Raw genomic sequence first — 16437 nt, 5'->3', positions numbered from 1 at the left:
ACTTAAGCCGCATTTACTCTTGTTTAAATTTAACGCCCGCATAGCGAATACCTGATAACTCTGCCATTTCTTTGTGCCAAGTAGCGAGATCATTAGGATTGAATTTTGAAAGCGAATGGTGACCACAAGCACGTGCCATGACTTGCATTAAGGTAACCGATGCCTCGAAAAAGTTTTGTAGTTGCTTGGCTGACTTATCAACATTTAGCCGCTGGCGTAAGTCTGCTTTTTGAGTGGCGATCCCTGCTGGGCAGTTATTGGTATTGCACATTCGAGCAGCAACACAGCCAATAGATTGCATGGCACTGTTGGCAATCGCGACACCGTCAGCACCTAATGCCATTGCCTTAACAAAGTCCATTGGAAGGCGTAATCCACCGGTCACAATCAGTGTGACTTTACCGCTCATGCCTTGTTGATCAAGATAGTGTCGAGCGCGAGCAAGGGCTGGGATCGTCGGCACACTGATATGATCACGGAAGATCTCGGGTGCCGCACCTGTACCGCCACCGCGACCATCTAAAATGATGTAATCTGCACTGGCATCAAGTGCAAACTGAATATCTTCTTCGATGTGATTGGCACTTAATTTAAAGCCGATAGGAATACCGCCAGTGATGTCTCGAACATGATCCGCAAAGGCTTTGAAGTCGGCTGTGGTCGTAAGGTGAGTAAAAGTCGGTGGCGAAATCGCCGGTTCTCCTTCGGGAATACCACGAACCTGTGAAATTTTACCCGTGTTTTTGTTGCCCGGCAGGTGGCCGCCAGTTCCTGTTTTCGCACCTTGTCCACCTTTGAAGTGAAAGGCTTGAACGCGAGTCAGCAGTTTTTCATCGTAGCCAAATTGAGCACTGGCAAGCTCGTAAAAATAGCGTGAGTTTGCGGCTTGTTCCTCTGGCAGCATACCACCTTCGCCAGAACAAATTCCCGTACCTGCTAACTCCGCTCCTTTGGCGAGAGCGGTTTTGGCTTCTTCAGATAAAGCGCCAAAACTCATGTCAGAAACAAACAGGGGAATGCTGAGTTTTAACGGCTTTTTTGCTTGTGGGCCAATGATCAACTCGGTGGCAACGGGCTCTGTTTCTAGTAAAGGTTTAGTCGCCATTTGTGCCACCATGATTTGTAAGTCATCCCAATGGGGCAATAAATGACGAGGAACACCCATGGAAGTCATCGTGCCATGATGCCCTAGCTTGGATAATCCTTCTCTTGCCAGTTGATGAATAAAAGCAACCGTTGGCTCTTCTGGCGTTGGCGCAGCCATTGGTGCTGCTGTTGAAGATGCTTGTGAAACAGGAATGGTTTGTTGGGGCTCTGGCGCTTCAATTCCGACTTTTTCTGTGGTGAATTGCTTGTGCGAACCGTCGCAAAAAGGTGCGTTAGCGGTCTGTTTGCACTGACATAAATAGTTGTCACCGCTCTCTTCTGCTACGAACGCTTTGGGTGTCAAGCTGGTTCCTACATGGGAGCCATCGCAAAAGGGTTGGCTTTTTGAACGTCCACAGGCACAAAAGTAATACTCTTGGCCTTTAGTCAACTCAACCTTGATCGGTTTATTGTCTGCAATGATTGGCTTATCCATGATTTTCCCTCTGCGCATTGCTCGTTATTTTTAGCTGTTCACTTTTGCTCTCGGGTTAGACCATTATTACTCGTAATTCTTGGCTACGAGATGAGTAGGGATGGTGTGGTCGAGTTGCGAAGTGAACAATGTAGCTATTGAGTGAAAGTCTTGACCATGATTGCTAAACGCGCCATCAAAAACGCCATCATATCTGATGATGGCGTGATATTAGTTTAGTATCGGTATGTAGCTAGCGCTTATTTACCGCTGAAGACTTTATTAAATTCAGCGCGTTCGATTTTACCGTCGTTATTTACATCGAATGTTTTGAACTCTTTTTCGACTTCAGCTCGGGTTTGACCTTGCGTATCTTTTTTCCATGACGCGATATACTCAGCTTTTGATATTGATCCGTTTTTGTTGGTATCGACTTCTTCTAGAAGGGAGTCATAAAAAAAGTCGGCAGATACGCAGCCGGTTAAGATTGTCGTTAGAATTGCGCCGCAAGTAAGTAGCTTTTTCATTTGTTATTTTGCTCGTGGTAGTTGTGTTTATAGCAGGTAAGTAGCTGTTATTAATGGAATGTAGTTAGATTTTGTATATAAATTTAATCATACGACCATTTTAAAACACACTGTTTTTATATCTGTAATCCTGAAGTTTTCTTAACTTTTATTAATTAACTTACTTTTTGTTTGGCTTGAGCAGGAAGAGGGCAAGGTGGAACGCTACCTTGTGAATAAACAGGCAGCGCCTAATCAGTGTGATATTGAACGACCAAGTTTGCCGTTGATTATCGCGTGCGGATGAAGGTATTTTTAACAATACAGCCAAGAAGCTGTTCAGATTCTTGGTGCTTAAATTTGAGAGGTGATGCCAGTTCACCAAAGAGTGGAATTCCTCCGCCTAATAAAACAGGGATAGTGGTGATAATGAGTTCATCAATCATGTCTTGTTTTAAGAAGTTTTGAACGGTGATGCCGCCATCGATGTAGAGGCTGTTATAGCCTTTTTCATTGATGGTTTTGACAACTTCTTCAAGCTCACCGCTGACGAGAAAAATTTTATCTTCGTAGCCTGCAGGCACCTGCTTGAGAGTATTGCTCAATACAAAGACAGGTTTTGGGTAAGGCCAATCACAATCGAAGCTTAGTACCATTTCTAGGGTATTTCTGCCCATCACTAGCGCATCAATGCGATCCATAAACGCGCCAAACCCCATGTCAGAACCTTCAGGGTTTGGGATTTCATGTAACCAATCTATTTTATTGTCTTTGTCTGCAATGTAGCCATCAAGACTGGTTGCAATATATACGATGTTTGACATTTTCAGCTCCGTTCGCGTTGAGCGCAACGCTGTGTATTAAGGATGTATTGGCAATAACAAGTAAACACGATAAAATAATTCTACGGTGTAGAAATTAATTCTAGCGAGTGTTTGCGATGAGTGTCAACGAGAAAAAAAGAGGGCGACCAAGTGGTAAAGGAAGCCAACTGAGCCAAGCTACAATCATTGAACAGGCAAAAGTGATGATGGCGGAGGAAGGAAAAATCCCAAGTATCCGTAAGTTAGCTTTGGCTCTAAATGTTGATGCGATGGCGATTTACCACTATTTCAAAAACAAAGAGGCACTGTTAGAAGCCATCACAGTTTCGTTAGTGACAGATATTTATGAGCCGCAATTTGGTACGCCATGGCGACAAGCACTTGAGTCGCTTTGCCATAGCTATTTAAGTTTGTTGGCAAGTTATTCTGGGTTACTCGAAACTTTGCTAACGATGAAATCGACAGGGCCTGCACAGGTCTTTACTGAACGCTTTAACTGTATTTTGGAGCCACTAGCGTTGGATGAGAGTATCCGTAACGATGCTTTGGGTCTGCTGGTGGATTATTTGCATGGCTTTGCATTAGCCATGAAGTGCAGCGCTGGCGCGCTTACGATTGAAATGTGCGAAGGGGCAGTGGCGATGTATTGCCGAGCGTTAGAAAACGAGAGTGCGTCTGCACAATGACTTACTTGTGAGATTAATTGCATTCAGCCACCTTAAACAGGTGGCTTGAGCATCAATTAATTTGACGGAATGGCATTGAAGGTTTTTCCGTTATCCGTGCCTTGAATGCTGGCTTGATAATGAAGCGCAACGTCATTAGCTGGGATACCGGTGCTGCTATCAACTCCCCATTGCTCCATGGTTTCTTTAACCATGCTGGGGCTGACAGCGTTAATGCGTTTGCCAGAATCTAATTCTAATGCAGCGGTTGCAACGAAAGCATCAATTGCGGCAACACCCATTGCGATTGCAGAAGTATTGGGCATTAGGATATTTGCAGCCTGACCAGAGGTTAGCGTAATAGAGCCTCCTTCGGTTAAGTACGCCAATCCAATGCGCGCAAGGTTGACCTGCCCCATGACTTTGTTGTGTAACACAGTTAAGAAGCCAGATTCAGGCATGGTTTGTAAGCTCCCCATTTCGCCATTGCCCGCCATGCAAATGATGGCATCAACTTTACCTACGGTTTCAAATAAGGCAGTGATTGATTCCGTGTTTTCAATATCCACGGTTAAACCTCCCTGGTGATGACCAACACTAATTACCTCGTGATCCTGTTGTAATAGACGAACGACAGCACTGCCAATGATACCGTTGGCACCAATTGCGAGAATTTTCATTGTATTTTCCTTTAAGAGATAGGAGGGGGGATCGGTCAAAATTGCGTTTGTTTTAGCCAATGGATCACTTTGTCTGCGATGATTTGAGATTGATCTTCTTGGAGAAAGTGTGAGGCATTACTGATAACTGCATGAGGTTGATGTTTTGCACCGCTGAAGTTTTGCTGAAACTTCTTGTCATAATCACGCTCAGCCAAAAATGGGTCTTGAGCGCTAAATAAAGTGAGCACTGGCTTAGACCATTGTTTAAGCTTTGCCCAGTCTGCGTTTACTGCGTCTAGGTCTGAGGCAACAATTTCAGGCATTTTGCGCGGACCCGCATAGTATTCTGAAGTAGGAAAAGGGGCGTCATAAGCTTGAATCTCTGCCAAGCTTAATGTTTGTGTGGTTAGTGCTTGTAACACTTGTCCAATTTCGAGCTTTGATGCATGGCGAAAATAACCAGCCCAGTTGCCATAATTTATTTTATTGGTCAGTGTTGATAACGAGGGCTTACCCGCGAGTGCTGCCATGACTTTTAATACTTTTGGCACCATAAATTTTTCGAGTCCACGCATCTCAGCAAGTGCGGTATTAGAAACCACTAATCGATCGAGCCATTGTGGTTGTTGCGCCAATACTCTCAAGCCAATCATGCCGCCCCAATCTTGCATAAATGCCGCTGCATGCGTTATCCCTAGTTGTTCAATAAATTGCTCCATCCAATTGACGTGATTGGCGTAGCTGTGATCTTCGCTAGATAAAGGCTTATCAGATTTACCAAAGCCAATGAGATCAGGGGCAATTACGCGGTAACCGGCTTCAACAAACAATGGGATCATATTGCGATAAAGGTAACTCCAAGAAGGTTGCCCGTGAAGCAGGAAGATAGTTTGGCTATGGTGACTACCTTCATCTAGGTAGTGCATACGCATGCCATCGATTTCAATGTAATTAGGAGGAAAAGGGTAATCTAATAAGTTTTGAAAGTAATGCTCAGGAGTCGTCAGAAATTCAATGTTCATGGTGAGTTCCCTATATCGTGATTCTTAGCTTTAAGTGATTGCCTCGGTGGCGATATGATTAATATAGGGTGGTCTTATGTTCTAAAAAAGCATAGCTTTTAGAATGTCTTGGTCATATTATTAGACCATGATTGCATTAGAACATTTACACGTCGTCAACGTTATTCATCAAGAAGGTAGCTTTCGCAAAGCCAGTGAACGGCTTTTTAAAGCACGTTCAGCGGTTTCTTATTCTGTGAAGCAAGTTGAAGAGTATTACCAGATTGAAATATTCAATCGTGAGACTTATCGCCCAGAACTAACTCGTAACGGTAAGATCTTATTACAAAAAATTCAGCACTTGCTTAATGAAGCGAATGAGTTTGATATGTTTGCAAAGCAAATGAGCAGTGAGGTGGAAACGGAATTACGGTTGAGTTTTAGTGCTATTTTTCCGATGGAAAAAGTCACGCAACTTTTATCAGAGCTAAAACAATCTTTTCCTTCAACAATCATCCATTTAAATATTGAAACGGCTTCTGGTGAACGGATGTTGTTAGATGACGTTGTCGATATCGGTATATACTCCGTGTTGGAGCGAAGTCAGCAAGTGAAGTATCGCTGTATTGAGCAGTGTGAATTACCTGTTTTCATCTCCAATACTTTCCCGTTGGCTGATCAGCCAGTGATCACGCTATCTGACTTATTGGCTTATCCACAAGTTGTAGTGAAGTCATCGTATAAAAGTGGTCCTGATTCAGGGATTATGAAAGATGGCTTGCAGTGGTATGTGTCTGACCACAATACAAAAAAAGCATTGATTCATAGTGGTTTGGGATGGGGGCGACTCGCTCTACACGAAGCTGAACAAGAAAGTCAATCTAACTCATTGATTAAGTTAGATAACCTGCCTGTCATGACTGTGCCAGTATATGTTGCTAAGTTAAATAGTAAGGCCTTAGGACCTGTGGGTATGATGGTTTGGAATTTTTTTGAATCTCACAGTGGATAAAGTAGTAACTAAATAATTCGAAATAAAAAGCGAGCTACCAAATGCGGCTCGCTTTTCTACGAGAATGTGAAGATTCTTTAGTGCTTTTTACGCTTTGGACCTGTACGAACTAGGTCTTTACCGTTTTCATAAACGTCTTGCGAAACCCAGCGACCAAGTAGAAGCTGATGCTTGTCATCAAGCACTGCTACGAAAGGGCGACCATCTGCATTGCTGGTTGCCATTGCAACGCCTGCAACATTGGTTAGACCCAGACCACCGTCTTCCACAGAGGTAAGAAAACTTTCTAGTTCGTCTAGGGTTTCGATTACTTCATTTCCGATATTCATAACAAATATTCTGTTTAGCCTGTGTAATTGGGCAGTACTTTACAGGTGAACTGCAGCGAAAGAAACCTCATGACGCCTCAGCGCTCTAAAGCTGATGGTATGTTAACCGATCACTGTCATTTCATTTACGGTGAAACTCTCAACACAGCCTTCGGTTGTACCAAGGTATTCAGCGATATGTTTGTTTGCCATGTGTTGTTGCCACAACTCGCGTGAAGCCCAGTTTTCATAGAATAAGAAATGGGCAGGATTTTCATTATCTTGATGTAAGTCGTAATTCACACAGCCTTCTTCAGCGCGTGTGGTGGCAATGAGCTTGAGCAATTCCGATTTTACTAACTCAACTTTGTCTTGTTTGGCAATGATATTGGCAACAATAGTAAGGTTTGTCATCGTGGTTATCCTAACGTGAATGAGATGATTCTAGAGTAGGCTGAGATGAGCTTTATTCCCAGAATAAGTTGCGTCATAATCACGCTTCGCGGCTGCACATGGTTACATTAACATTGAGAGAATTAAATGATTGTAGAAAATGTGCTTCCTACCGATTACGCAGAACTGCTTATCGTGTGGGAGAATTCAGTCCTAGCAACCCATGACTTTATTACTGAAGCTGATATCAGCTTTTTTAAGCCCATGATCATCGACCATGCTTTTCCTGCAGTAACATTGCGCTGTGTGAAAAGTTGTGGCGGCGATATTCTTGGCTTTATCGGTGTTAATGAACACAAGGTTGAGATGTTATTTGTGCTTGATGAAGCAAGAGGGCAAGGTGTAGGCAAATGCCTTCTTCAATATGCTTATGATGAGTTTGCAGTTAATGCGGTTGATGTTAATGAGCAGAACCCCCAAGCCGTTGGTTTTTATGAGCACATGGGGTTTAAAGTGATTTCTCGTTCACCGTTAGATGATATGGGAAAACCGTTTCCTATTTTGCATATGAAGTTGTGAGTATCGGTTGTTAGTTGAATGCTAAAAACGAATTTGTCAGAAGAAACGCCCAAGGCTAATAACCTTGGGCGTTTCCGTTTTATTGGTATTTGACGTGCTACATCAATAATTCATTGTTTTAATCGTTTTACACTAACGCAAATACTAAAATCTTGTAGATTATGAGCCAAACTGACATCCAACAAAAAATAGCCAGCTTTACCTGTCTTGAGCAGGCGTTTGAGCACTTTGAAATTGAATGCGATAGCCGCTTCTTGAATGAATACCGTACTGAGCTAATGAAACGCTTTAATGGTTATTTGCTGATCTCAAAGCCTGATGATTGGTTCTCAGCACGTCGTGCATTAAAAAATGCATATTGTAAGGTGCAGCGTGGTCGGTTAGATAAACATACTCGTTCTGCGTGTCGCGGTTGTACGTCTTGTCAGCGTCGTTAATGGGCGCAATGTTCCAATAATGTTTTTTTAACCGCGCTATCCTTATGTTTTTAATGAACATTGGAGGGATGTATGTATCACGGCTCTTGCTTATGTGGTGCGGTAAAACTTTCAGTTGATGCTAAATTATCGCCTGTTGAATTATGCCATTGCACCAAGTGTCGTAAATTTTCTGGTCACATAGGTGCAACTACCGAAGTGCCGTTATTGAGTGTCAAAATTGAGGGTGAAGACGCAATCACTTGGTTTGCATCATCATCGAAAGCACGTCGTGGCTTTTGTTCAAAGTGTGGAACGTCATTGTTTTTTGATCCTATCGATAAGCAGAAACACCAATGGATTGGGATTTACATGGGTGTGTTTGAACAGCCGACACATGTAGAACTGGCGCAACATATTTTTGTGGCAGAAAAAGGGGATTATTACGAGATACAAGACGCACTCCCTAAGAATGAATACTGATGTGTTGAGCATGCCAAAGTTGTTTTATTCCTAGTTAGTAGAGATCATTCTTTCATAACAAAACCTACGGGTTGTTTGCCGTTACACGCGCCTTTTTCTAGTTGTTGGAGAGGAGAGGTGCCTTTTACTGCCCAACGATGATCATTCCTGCTCAGTTTGCGGTATTGGGTTGGGGTCACGCCCAAATAAGTCTGAAATGTTTGATAGAAACGGCTGCTAGAGTTAAAACCCACTGTGAGCGAAATATCTAGGATCGTGCGTTCTGTATCGCTCAGTAACGCCTTGGCGTGATTCATCCGCATGGCTGTGATGTATTGCTTAATGGTAAGTTGCATCATGCGCTGGAAAATCCCCATTGCGTAGTTAGGGTTTAAACCGACATGTTCTGCTATTTGATTCACGGTTAGGGGCGAGTCATGGTGGCGAGCGATGTATTCCAGCATTTGACTGACATAAAACTGAGAATGTTTCGAAACACCCGATTGCGTTGGTTTTTCACCACTTCGCGCTAAAGTCGCGTGCCAACCATCAAAACACAGCCTTTTTAACATTAGGCTAATTTCATCAGCGGCTAATTGCTGACGGCTTTCATTACCCGTGAAATGAACGGTTTTTGCTGTATTTGCAGTTTCAGCTTTATCTGTTTTTGTTTTACTGGTTTCAACAACAGCCTGCGTCAGTTCTTTCTCCCACCGTTCAATTTCAAATTCACTGACCAGCATAGGGCTGTTCGATTGCAGTACTGCGCCATGTGTTATTTGGTTGACCAATTCTTTGTTCAGTGGCCATGCCAAAAAATGGTGAATAGGGATATTGATGATCCCCATGTTATGGCATGTACCGCAGTCAGTGAGACGATGAGGCACCGATGCCCAAAACAACCCTATGTGTCCGTCTTTAATCACCATAGGGTTGCCATTCACTATGTATTCGACATCACCGCCGAAAGGAATATTGACTTCAACTTGCCCATGCCAGTGATAGCCGGGCATGTCATGAGGTCGCCGCAACTCCACATCGACTTTATCGTATGACGAGAAAAGAGACAGTGGGCTGATAGAAACACTTTCTGCTGAATAACTGTCTTGGGTTGAGATCAGCACGGGTTCAGAGTGGGGAGAGTTCATGTCTTTGCCTCAAAATCGTTGTCGCTTGGATATAGCAAACCGATCTGAATTTCACCAATGGTAAGTTATGCTTTAGAGCGATAGATCAAAGATTCCAATTCCAAATCGAGATGTGGCTAACACTTTGTTGTTTAGCTGCTTGGTCTATTTTAAAAGCTCATCAAAATGCCTCTTTTTCTCCTGTTTTCTCATATTTTTACCTGCTTGAAGATAAATATGAGAAAACAGGAGATGGGTTTTGCTAAACGAGACGAAAAAGCGCTTTGTCGACAGGTAATGTTGAATCATCGCAAGATTCATTGAGTGTTAAGGACAAAGCTATGAATGCTCCAAAAATTACCTTTATCGGTGCGGGTTCTACCATTTTTGTAAAAAACATCTTAGGTGATGTGTTCCATAAGCCGGCGTTAAAACATGCGCAAGTGGCGCTAATGGATATTGACCCTGTGCGTCTCGAAGAGTCTCACATTGTGGTGAGCAAACTGATGGAATCGGCGGGTGCAAAAGGGGAAATCCATTGTTACACAGACCAGAAAGCGGCATTAGAAAATGCTGATTTTGTTGTTGTGGCGTTTCAGATTGGCGGATTTGAGCCTTGTACTGTGATTGACTTTGACGTGTGTAAACGCCACGGGTTGGAACAAACCATCGCTGATACCTTAGGTCCTGGCGGCATTATGCGTTCGCTGCGTACCATCCCGCATTTATGGCAAATCTGTGAAGATATGACGCAAGTGTGTCCTGATGCGACCATGCTCAATTACGTCAATCCAATGGCAATGAATACGTGGGCAATGTATGAGAAATACCCACAGATCAAGCAAGTGGGTTTATGTCATTCGGTACAAGGAACCTCTGAAGAGTTGGCTCGTGATCTTGATATTGATTACCGCGATATGCGTTATACCTGCGCGGGGATCAACCACATGGCGTACTACCTCACGCTAGAGAAGAAAAATGCGCAAGGTGAGTATGTCGATATTTACCCTGATTTGCTTGCCGCTTTTGAGTCGGGGCAAGCACCTAAACCAGGACTGCACCATAACGGGCGCTGTGTGAACTTAGTGCGCTACGAAATGTTCAAGAAGTTAGGGTACTTCGTAACCGAGTCTTCAGAGCATTTTGCCGAATACACACCTTACTTTATTAAGCCTAACCGTCCTGATTTGATCGAACGTTATAAAGTGCCGTTGGACGAATATCCGAAACGTTGTATCGAACAGATTGCGAATTGGAACGCTGAATTAGAGACATTCAAACAAGCTGACACTATTGAAGTGAAAGAGTCTCATGAGTACGCGAGTACCATTATTAACGCGATTTGGACCAATACCCCAAGCGTGATTTACGGCAATGTTAAAAACGAAGGCTTAATCGAAAACCTACCGCAAGGGTGCTGTGTTGAAGTGGCGTGCTTGGTTGATGCTAATGGTATTCAACCAACCAAAGTAGGGCGTTTACCTAGCCACCTTGCGGCGCTAATGCAAACCAATATCAATGTGCAAACATTACTGACCGAAGCCATTCTCACTGAAAACCGTGAGCGTATTTACCACGCAGCGATGTTAGATCCGCATACCGCAGCAGTACTAGGTATCGAAGAGATATACGCGCTGGTGGATGACTTGATTGATGCGCATCAAGGTTGGCTACCTGAGTGGATTTATCAGTAACCCCGCGTCAAAAAATAATATAACGACAACAATGGGCGTGTGACTGCGCCCTTATCAATAACGTGAAAATAACGGAATAAGCCTTTAATGAATTAGGGGCTAAAGGAGTCATCATGAGTGTTTCTATGAACACCAAGTTGAGCTATGGATTTGGTGCGTTTGGTAAAGATTTTGCGATCACCATCGTTTATATGTACCTGATGTTTTACTACACCGATGTGGCTGGTATTTCAGCGGGAGTCGTCGGAACTATTTTCTTAGTGGCACGTATTTGGGATGCGGTTAATGATCCTATTATGGGTTGGATTGTGAATAACACCCGCACTCGTTGGGGGAAATTTAAACCTTGGATCTTAATTGGTACAGTGGCGAACTCGGTGGTGCTTTATATGTTGTTCACCGCCCATTACTTCGAAGGTCCATGGCTGATTGTTTACGCGGCTGTAACTTACATCCTGTGGGGGATGACGTACACCTTAATGGATATTCCGTTCTGGTCTTTGGTACCGACACTTACCCTTGATAAACGTGAGCGCGAAGAATTGGTGCCATACCCTCGCTTTTTCGCTAGCCTCGCTTGGATGGTAACGGCTGCGATTGCGATGCCCGTCATTAATTATGTCGGTGGTGACGATAAAGGATATGGTTTCCAGATCTTTAGCGTGATGCTGATTGTCTGTTTCGCGTTCTCAACCTTTATTACCCTGCGTAATGTTAAAGAGCGTTATTCAACCGAGAAACTTGATAGTAGCCAAGAAGAAAAGCGTATTTCCCTAAAAGAAATGGTGTCACTGATTTATAAGAACAGTCAGTTAACCAGTTTGTTGTGTATGGCTCTGTCTTATAACTTGGCAACAAACATCATTACAGCATTTGCGGTCTACTACTTTACCTATGTGGTCGGTAACGAAGAGTTGTTCCCTTACTACATGGCGTATGCTGGGGTAGCGAACTTAATTACCTTGGTCTTGTTCCCTAAACTGGCGAAGATGTTCTCCCGTCGTATGCTATGGGCTGGTGCTTCAGGTTTCCCTATCTTAGGGAGCGCGGTATTGATTTACATTGGCATGTACGATCAACAAAATGTTCTGCTTATCTCTGCGGCGGGTATCTTCCTTCAAATCGGAACGGCTTTATTTTGGGTACTGAACGTTATTATGGTGGCAGATACCGTTGATTACGGTGAATATGAGCTAGGTGTTCGCTGTGAAAGTGTAGCGTACTCAGTGCAAACTTTGGTGGTAAAAGCAGGCTCAGCATTTGCGGCGTTCTTTATTGGTATTGCTTTAACCGCGGTTAATTACGTACCTAATATTGAACAAACACAGGAAACCATATTTGGTATGCAATGCATTATGATTGGGCTTCCTACAATCTTCTTTGCTATCGCGCTGTTTATCTACTTCCGATACTACAAGCTAAACGGAGCGTTCCACCAGCGAGTGCAAGATCACCTCAAAGAGAAGTACAACGCACTGTCAGCTGATAACGAGTCAGAAACCCCAAAAGATACCAAGCCAGTGGCTGCGGTTTAACATTGAAATTCAATTATTAAGTCTAAAAATTAAAGCCTCTATATGGGGCTTTGGTTTTTTGTCTTAGAAATTTGAGCGAAAAACGCTCAAAATCATAGTGTTACGTAGCATAGAGACAATTTTTTGCTGATACATGTCACAATATTACGCTACTGGATGATTTGTGATAAGTTTCATATTGTATGATTTAGGCGTCTAATTGGATGACCTTCTCATTAATACATTTAATGTAAATAGCAGAGTTAATTACTACACCTTAAATACTTATGTATTCCCTGATTATTAATCGGGGGGCTAGGTATATCTTTGCATTTGAGATTTATTATTACTGGGATAATTATCCAATAGAAATAAATACAAATTGTAATTCTATGGTTAAATATAATGAATAAAAAGTTATTAGCAGTGGCGATTAGTGGTTTATTATTAGCTGGATGTGGTGGTGATGGTTCTAATTCACCAGATCCAAAGCCGGGTCCTGATCCTAAACCTAAAGCGCGTATTGATGCGGTATTTTTAGATTCACAAGCTGTTCTTGGTGTTCAATACCAATGTGACACTGGTGATAAAGGCCAAACGAATGACATTGGCCAGTTTAAAGTCACTGAAGGTGCTATTTGTACTTTTGACTTAGATGGATTTGTTTTAGGTAGCAACCGAGATGCTATTACCGAGAAAGCTAGTGTTGTTACTGCATATTCACTTAAATCATCTGTAAGCGGTCGTGCGTTTGGTGCGACAACGGCAAGCGCTAACTATACTGCGAATATTTCAGCGCTACTAAATACAATTGATGTTATTAAAACGGATAACAAAATTGATACTACAGATGTAGTAGGGAATACCATTCCTGAAGAAGTATTAACTGCATCAACTGATGACGCTTTTGTTCAAGCTGTAAATAAAGTTGCTATTGTTGTTAAAGATAGCAATGGTAATAAAGTTAAGAAAACAGTTGAAGAATCAGTCAAAGAAGATCCTTCATTTATTAAAAAACCATCTGAAGCTAAAGATGATTTAAATAAAACGTATAAAAGTGAAAACGTTGCTGAAGTGATTGAACGAGTTAATACAGTTCTCGCTGGTGATATTACTAAAGTAAACATTGAATCTGAACTTGATACGGCTCGTCAGTTATTAGATGCGACAGATAATAGTAACGGCCTTCATCAGAAAGCACTGAGTGCAATTTTAGAAATTGCAGAGATCCTAAATGAGCCTGAAGTAGCTAATCGTGTGAGTATTGAAGGCTCAAGCTACAGCGAGATGTTAGCACAAGCTATTGATTTGTCAGTAAACCCTAAAGCGGTGGCAAAATTTATTGAGACATCAACAGGTACAACTGAAAATGAATCAAAATTACTTACAGACTTAGCCTCTCGTTTGGTGAATGCGAGCGAGCGTTTAGCTGTTGCTCTTCCTGGTGAAGGTTATGTATTGCCTTATACCGATGACCAAATTACTTACCAAGATTCGCTAGTGGTTCGTGTAGGCGCTTTATCGGTTGCAAATGCGTTATACACAGCGGCTTCATATAACGCAGGAAGCGATGAGTTCTACTTCCCTGTGCAATATAAGTTGCAAGATGTTGATATGGTAATTGAACGTGGTGGGCAGCGTATTACTTGTAACGATGACGAAAATGGCTATTGTGATTACGAGAATATCCCAACAACGTGGACTGAAGAAAAGCAAAATATTTCTGTTTCTAATACCGTAAATGGCTGGGATCCAAAATCTAATATTGAATCTGCAGAAATCATGACATATCGAGCTGAAGCTAAAGAGTTGTTGATTAAAGCAAAAGCGAGTTTGGTTCAAGCTACCGAAACGGCAAAACTTGTAGCATTAGAGAAATACATCGAAGATGAAAATGAACGTAATGCTGTACATAAATTGATTGTTAATGTAGATGGTCATTTGTCTGGCAAAGTTGCTTACATTGAAGATGATGATGTTTTTGTTAACTTGAATAAGTTTTATAACGTTAATACCGGTGTTGATCGTAGTGATGTACGTATTGATGTTTCCGAATACTACTGCGACGAGTCAGATCTGAACGGCGCTCATGCAGAATTTAGTGAAGAGTTGTCGAAAATCTTTGGTGTGCCAACATGTAGTCATGATGCTAATTATATTATTCATCGTAAAGATGAATATGGAGAATATAAATACACCAATTACAATCTAATTCAAACACTATCAAATAGCAGTGATACGACGAAAGAAGAGGATGGTTCAGAGCTTACAATCTGGAGTCATACATTTATTCCTACGGTTAGCGCTAAGTTTGATATTTCAGTGACTGAAACAGCAACATCAAACTTCAGCGACGTTGTTTGGTGTGGCATGAAAGATGGTAAAAAAGTAAGTTGTTTAGATAATAACTAACAGAGTTTGCCAATGAATAAGCTTTTCACGCTTATTCTGTTGATAACGCCATCATTAGCCTCGGCTTTTGATGGTGTTTTCACCATGAATAATGTTAAACAAGTCAACTACCATGCTATCAGCCATGATAGGGCTGAGGTGTTTTATCGCTTATTTGCAAAAAAACGCATTAATGTCGAAAACTCTGACAAGTTGATAAACAGTCGAAGTAAAGAAGGTGCTAGAGAGGTTCTGAGGTTCGAACAAGGGCGTTTAGTTTTTTCACACTCAACCATTTATTTTAAAACGGCTTACTACTTTAGAGGGGAGTTGTACCTTGAAAATGCATTTGGTGAACTTTATGAGCAATCTTTTAGTAGTCCTGAGTTAGTATTCGAGCCTAAGCAAGGTCAGTTATCAGCAAAGATGATGACAATATCCCTAGCGAAGGGGTTGAGTATTACTCATGGTTATAAAACACAGATGCTTGATGAAAAGTTTATAAAACTAAAGTCAGTTCGTGTTGAATAAGCGTAAGTATAGTAACTAGGTTTAATGACTAACTTGTTGGATCGCTATCACCCCAAAAACAGCCATGATTAAGTGATTTGATCGTCTCATCTTATTCACTCAATCATGACCCGCTTATCATTTCCTATCTAAACCGCTTGTCAGTTAGAATTACTTCAATTGCGCCAGAGCTGATTTCAATTGATCAAGTAGCTCTGGGTTCGTTACTGCACCTGTTTGTGGGTCGCAGTTATCGTAAAAGCTTGGGATTGATAAATGTGCTTTTACGTCTCCAGCAAAGTAGGGCGCTGAATTAGCCGCTGCCGCTAACACGTTTTGTGCACCACCAGGGCCTGGTGACGTTGCTAGCATCACCATAGGTTTGTTTTGGAAGACTTTTTGGTCGATGCGTGATGTCCAATCGAATAAGTTTTTATAAGCAGCGGTGTATGAGCCGTTGTGTTCAGCAAAGGCGATGATCACTGCGTCTGCATCCCCAATTTTCTTGAAGAAAGCTTGTGCTTGCTCTGGTTGGCCAAGTTCGGCTTCGCGATCAACACTAAACAGCGGCATTTCGTAGTCGTTGATATCAATGATTTCGACTTCAGCATCAGTTAGGTATTGGCTTGATGCTTGGATAAGTTGTTTGTTGATTGATTGTTTACTGCTGCTTGCGGCAAAAGCGAGTACTTTCATGGTTAATCCTTCCTGTTTCAGTTAGGGCAAGAGGCAGCTGGTGGTGCCTTTTACTTAGTATATTCAAAGAATTTGGCTTAACGCCGATTTCGTTGTTGATGTAGTTACTATAGATT

General features: G+C 42.1%; 18 protein-coding genes. 9 read left to right on the top strand and 9 right to left on the bottom strand.

Annotation, left to right across the window (positions count from 1 at the left end; all coding sequences use genetic code 11):
* Window positions 1-13: 13 nt before the first annotated feature.
* The 3 genes from A3K86_RS15715 to A3K86_RS15705 form a co-directional block, all read right to left on the bottom strand.
* Window positions 14-1582: a glutamate synthase-related protein gene (locus A3K86_RS15715; RefSeq protein ID WP_068333161.1), complete on the bottom strand. Its 1569-nt coding sequence runs from the start codon at window positions 1580-1582 to the stop codon at window positions 14-16.
* A gap of 239 nt (window positions 1583-1821) precedes the next feature.
* On the bottom strand, window positions 1822-2088 hold the full coding sequence (locus A3K86_RS15710; protein ID WP_068333158.1) for an EF-hand domain-containing protein: 267 nt from the start codon (window positions 2086-2088) through the stop codon (window positions 1822-1824).
* Window positions 2089-2357: 269 nt separating this feature from the next.
* Entirely contained in the window at window positions 2358-2891 is a 534-nt protein-coding gene (locus A3K86_RS15705) for a dihydrofolate reductase family protein (RefSeq protein WP_068333155.1), read from the bottom strand.
* 116 nt (window positions 2892-3007) lie between these two features.
* Between A3K86_RS15705 and A3K86_RS15700 the strand changes: the two genes are divergently transcribed.
* Window positions 3008-3577, top strand: coding sequence for a TetR/AcrR family transcriptional regulator (locus A3K86_RS15700; protein WP_068333153.1), 570 nt, complete (start codon window positions 3008-3010; stop codon window positions 3575-3577).
* Between the two features lie 56 nt (window positions 3578-3633).
* On the opposite strand, the gene A3K86_RS15695 is transcribed toward A3K86_RS15700, so the two are convergent.
* Both A3K86_RS15695 and A3K86_RS15690 read right to left on the bottom strand, forming a co-directional pair.
* Complete coding sequence (locus A3K86_RS15695) at window positions 3634-4236, bottom strand: short chain dehydrogenase (RefSeq protein ID WP_068333150.1); 603 nt, start codon at window positions 4234-4236, stop codon at window positions 3634-3636.
* Window positions 4237-4271: 35 nt separating this feature from the next.
* Window positions 4272-5240: a haloalkane dehalogenase gene (locus A3K86_RS15690; RefSeq protein WP_068333147.1), complete on the bottom strand. Its 969-nt coding sequence runs from the start codon at window positions 5238-5240 to the stop codon at window positions 4272-4274.
* Window positions 5241-5367: 127 nt separating this feature from the next.
* On the opposite strand from A3K86_RS15690, the gene A3K86_RS15685 reads away from it, so the two are divergent.
* On the top strand, window positions 5368-6231 hold the full coding sequence (locus A3K86_RS15685; RefSeq protein ID WP_068333144.1) for a LysR family transcriptional regulator: 864 nt from the start codon (window positions 5368-5370) through the stop codon (window positions 6229-6231).
* A gap of 77 nt (window positions 6232-6308) precedes the next feature.
* Here the strand turns inward: A3K86_RS15685 and A3K86_RS15680 are convergent, their stop codons facing one another.
* Window positions 6309-6560 carry a hypothetical protein gene (locus tag A3K86_RS15680; RefSeq protein WP_068333141.1) on the bottom strand — a complete coding sequence of 84 codons (252 nt, stop codon included), beginning with the start codon at window positions 6558-6560 and terminating at the stop codon, window positions 6309-6311.
* A 102-nt stretch (window positions 6561-6662) separates the two neighbouring features.
* Window positions 6663-6953 carry a putative quinol monooxygenase gene (locus tag A3K86_RS15675; protein WP_068333138.1) on the bottom strand — a complete coding sequence of 97 codons (291 nt, stop codon included), beginning with the start codon at window positions 6951-6953 and terminating at the stop codon, window positions 6663-6665.
* A 126-nt stretch (window positions 6954-7079) separates the two neighbouring features.
* Here A3K86_RS15675 and A3K86_RS15670 point away from each other — a divergent pair, with 126 nt between their 5' ends.
* The 3 genes from A3K86_RS15670 (at window position 7080) to A3K86_RS15660 (ending at window position 8410) form a co-directional block, all read left to right on the top strand.
* A complete protein-coding gene (locus A3K86_RS15670) occupies window positions 7080-7511 on the top strand; it encodes a GNAT family N-acetyltransferase (RefSeq protein ID WP_068333135.1) in 432 nt (143 codons plus the stop codon).
* Between the two features lie 161 nt (window positions 7512-7672).
* Window positions 7673-7948, top strand: coding sequence for a nitrogenase-stabilizing/protective protein NifW (locus A3K86_RS15665; RefSeq protein WP_068333133.1), 276 nt, complete (start codon window positions 7673-7675; stop codon window positions 7946-7948).
* 72 nt (window positions 7949-8020) lie between these two features.
* Entirely contained in the window at window positions 8021-8410 is a 390-nt protein-coding gene (locus A3K86_RS15660) for a GFA family protein (protein WP_068333130.1), read from the top strand.
* A 44-nt stretch (window positions 8411-8454) separates the two neighbouring features.
* Here A3K86_RS15660 and A3K86_RS15655 read toward each other — a convergent pair whose 3' ends face one another.
* Complete coding sequence (locus A3K86_RS15655) at window positions 8455-9537, bottom strand: AraC family transcriptional regulator (protein WP_068333127.1); 1083 nt, start codon at window positions 9535-9537, stop codon at window positions 8455-8457.
* A gap of 320 nt (window positions 9538-9857) precedes the next feature.
* Here A3K86_RS15655 and melA point away from each other — a divergent pair, with 320 nt between their 5' ends.
* The 4 genes from melA (at window position 9858) to A3K86_RS15635 (ending at window position 15646) form a co-directional block, all read left to right on the top strand.
* Entirely contained in the window at window positions 9858-11210 is a 1353-nt protein-coding gene (gene melA, locus A3K86_RS15650; protein ID WP_068333124.1) for an alpha-glucosidase/alpha-galactosidase, read from the top strand.
* A gap of 113 nt (window positions 11211-11323) precedes the next feature.
* Window positions 11324-12745 carry a melibiose:sodium transporter MelB gene (melB, locus tag A3K86_RS15645; protein WP_068333121.1) on the top strand — a complete coding sequence of 474 codons (1422 nt, stop codon included), beginning with the start codon at window positions 11324-11326 and terminating at the stop codon, window positions 12743-12745.
* Between the two features lie 384 nt (window positions 12746-13129).
* On the top strand, window positions 13130-15136 hold the full coding sequence (locus tag A3K86_RS15640) for a hypothetical protein (RefSeq protein ID WP_068333118.1): 2007 nt from the start codon (window positions 13130-13132) through the stop codon (window positions 15134-15136).
* Between the two features lie 12 nt (window positions 15137-15148).
* On the top strand, window positions 15149-15646 hold the full coding sequence (locus tag A3K86_RS15635; RefSeq protein WP_068333115.1) for a hypothetical protein: 498 nt from the start codon (window positions 15149-15151) through the stop codon (window positions 15644-15646).
* 150 nt (window positions 15647-15796) lie between these two features.
* Here A3K86_RS15635 and A3K86_RS15630 read toward each other — a convergent pair whose 3' ends face one another.
* A complete protein-coding gene (locus tag A3K86_RS15630; RefSeq protein ID WP_068333112.1) occupies window positions 15797-16321 on the bottom strand; it encodes an NADPH-dependent FMN reductase in 525 nt (174 codons plus the stop codon).
* Window positions 16322-16437 lie beyond the last annotated feature (116 nt).

The sequence above is a fragment of the Photobacterium jeanii genome (genome assembly GCF_001650345.1).
Lineage (GTDB): Bacteria > Pseudomonadota > Gammaproteobacteria > Enterobacterales > Vibrionaceae > Photobacterium > Photobacterium jeanii.
The sequence above is the reverse complement of the archived record's forward strand: the minus strand, read 5'-3'. Positions and strand labels throughout refer to the sequence as shown.